Genomic DNA, 2,625 nt, shown 5'->3' on the forward strand with positions numbered 1-2,625 from the left:
CCGTTGGTTGTTTTGACATGTTCATAGAGTTACGGCGGTCATGGCGGAGGGGAAACGCCCGGCAACATTCCGAACCCGGAAGCTAAGCCCTCCAGCGCCGATGGTACTGCACTCGGGAGGGTGTGGGAGAGTAGGACACCGCCGGACAATCATTCACTGAGGGCCACCCCACACGGGGTGGCCCTCAGTGCATTCGGACCAGTCGCGCCCGTTCCGGGGAACACCCGCGTAGCACCCGCCGGCTCTCGTACCGTCGGTGCGGGGGCCGCCGGTTACGTCGACCTCCGGCCGCACCGACGGCGAAACGTGACCCTCGGTACGGTTCGCCGACGATCGGGGCGGACCGATCGGGGTACCTGCTTGATGATCCGACCGGAACTGACCGCCAGGGACTGGCGGAGGCAGGAGTGGTGATGAAGATCGGAACCATCGGGTCGGGGCACATCGGCGGTACGTTGACCCGTCGACTGACCGCCCTAGGCCACGACGTGACCGTGGCCAACTCCCGGGGGCCGCAGAGTCTGGGCGACCTCGCCGCGGAGACCGGCGCGCGCGCCGGCACGGTGGAGGAGGCGGTCCAGCCGGCCGAGCTGGTCGTCATCGCCATCCCGCTGAAGGCGGTGCCGGACCTGCCGGCGGCGCTCTTCGACGGCAAGCTCGTCGTCGACGCCGACAACTACTACCCGCAGCGCGACGGGGACGTCGCCGAGTTGCTCGACCGCAGCCTCAGCTCCAGCCGGTGGACCGCGGACCACCTGAAGGGAGCTCGGGTGGTGAAGGCCTTCAACAACATCCAGGCCGCGCACCTGATGGACAACGGCAAGCCGGCCGGTGCGCCGGACCGGATCGCCCTCCCGGTGGCCGGCGACGACGCCGACGCCAAGCGGGTGGTCATGGGGCTGGTGGACGAGCTGGGCTTCGAACCGGTGGACGCCGGCACGCTGGACGAGAGCTGGCGCCAGCAGCCGGACACCCCGGTCTACGGCACCGATCGGGACGCCGACGGCGTGCGTCAGGGCCTGGCCGAGGCGCGTCCCTGAGGGCGTACGACGAGAGAATGCCCCGCCGGCCTCGTGGCCGGCGGGGCATTTCCGTGCGGGCGCCCGACGGACGTCAGCCGGCGGGGTCGGGGCCGCAGATGAAGCGTGGCTCGGGCGCGTAGCGCCAGCTGAACTTCTCCCGCTTGACGACCTTCCCGTCCTGCTTGATGACCCGGTACGCGTCCTGGGCGAAGCCCTCGCTGCCGGCGGCGGAGATGCAGCTGGGGCCGGGCTCCAGGTAGACCGTCCTCGGCTGGGTGATGTCCCGGCGGGGGCCGTACTCGGTCTTGACGCTGTCGTAGATCTTCGTGCTCCAGATCGACACGGTGATCGTGCTGGCGGTGTACGAGGTGTCGATGAGCACGCCGTACTTGGTGTTGTTGCGGAACTTGAAGTCGAGGTCCGGCCAGTAGATCGTCGACTCGATCACCGCGGGGTAGCGGCTGAAGTAGAACGAGTGCGGCTTGTGCTCGACGTCCTCCAGGCCGGCGTAGTAGGTGGCGTTGAAGAGCGTGGTGGTGAACTGGGAGACCCCGCCACCGACCCCGGGCACGAGCTTGCCGTTCACGATCGTCGGCGCGTCCTGGTAGCCCTGGTCGTAGCCGCGTTCGCCGGTGTGGGCGTTGAGGGAGAAGGTCTCACCGGGGCGCACGATGGTGCCGTCGACGTCCTTGGCCGCCTGGACGATGTTCTGGCTGCGCGGCGAGGAGAGGCCGCCGGGGAACCGGGTGGTGAAGGTGGAGACCCGCTCCTTGATGCCCAGCTCCGCCAGCTTCGCCTCGGTCAGCTCCGGCTCGGCCGGCTTCAGCTCGGCGGTGACGGTCCGGTCGTCCGCCTTCGGCAGCACGGCGAGCAGCGCCGGACCGAAGGTGGCCGCGTCGAGCTGTCGGCCGGGCCGGCCGGGCACCACCTTCGGCTTGCCGCCGGTGATGGTCAGGCCGGCGTCCCGCGGCGCCACCTCAATCTTGGTCAGCCGCTCCCCGAGGGCGGCGCGCAGGCGTTTGACGTCGATCCGCGCGCTCAGCTTGCCCGCCTCGTCGGCGGAGAAGCGCAGGCTGCGGGCGATGGCGCTGGGCGGAATGGTGACCGCGCCCTGGCCGGTAGAGAGCGTCACCGGGGCGGCCACGGCCGGCCTGGCCAGCTCGGCGACCAGCCGGTCCACCTCCTCGCGGGTGGTCGCCGGCCACTTCTCCACGAGCGGCACGGTCACCGGCGCGGTGGCGAGCCACCCCGCCTTGACCGCGGCGGCCGCGCCGTCCTGGTCGATGGTCAGTGCCGGTTTCGGGTAGACGGGCTTCGGGGTGGTGTCGGTGAAGATGATCGCCGGCATGGTCATCTCGCGGCCCTGCGCGCCCATCGCCCTGCGCAGCGCCGTGTCCAGCCGGGCGGCGTCGAGGGTCACGACCGGGTCGATGGTGCGGCGGGAGCCGACGAGCCGGCTCACCGGGTGCGCCTCGACCGCGGCGGCCGCCGCCACGGTGGCGTCCACGTCCACCGCGAGCCCCACGTCGGCGGGCTTCAGGTCGACGCTCCGCTCGCCCACCGTGACCTTGATCGGCGCGTTCAGCTCCGCCGAGCGGTGGGC

2 protein-coding genes and 1 rRNA gene are annotated in these 2,625 nt (G+C 71.0%); 2 read left to right on the top strand and 1 reads right to left on the bottom strand.

The genetic code is table 11. The features are described 5' to 3' along the window. The first annotated feature begins 30 nt into the window (after positions 1–30). Both rrf and ACWEVO_RS34655 read left to right on the top strand, forming a co-directional pair. Positions 31–147: ribosomal RNA gene (rrf, locus tag ACWEVO_RS34650) — 5S ribosomal RNA — on the top strand. A 266-nt stretch (positions 148–413) separates the two neighbouring features. Continuing rightward, on the top strand, positions 414–1,040 hold the full coding sequence (locus ACWEVO_RS34655) for an NADPH-dependent F420 reductase (RefSeq protein ID WP_452311633.1): 627 nt from the start codon (positions 414–416) through the stop codon (positions 1,038–1,040). A 73-nt stretch (positions 1,041–1,113) separates the two neighbouring features. On the opposite strand, the gene ACWEVO_RS34660 is transcribed toward ACWEVO_RS34655, so the two are convergent. Next, on the bottom strand, positions 1,114–2,625 hold a 1,512-nt coding region (locus ACWEVO_RS34660; RefSeq protein WP_452311634.1), incomplete at its 5' end, for a VanW family protein.

The sequence above is a fragment of the Micromonospora sp. NPDC003776 genome, from assembly GCF_053605645.1.

What these genes read in the sequence shown, in the direction of transcription:
- ACWEVO_RS34655 (WP_452311633.1), top strand. Translation starts at nt 414, where the DNA reads ATGAAGATCGGAACCATCGGGTCGGGGCACATCGGCGGTACGTTGACC.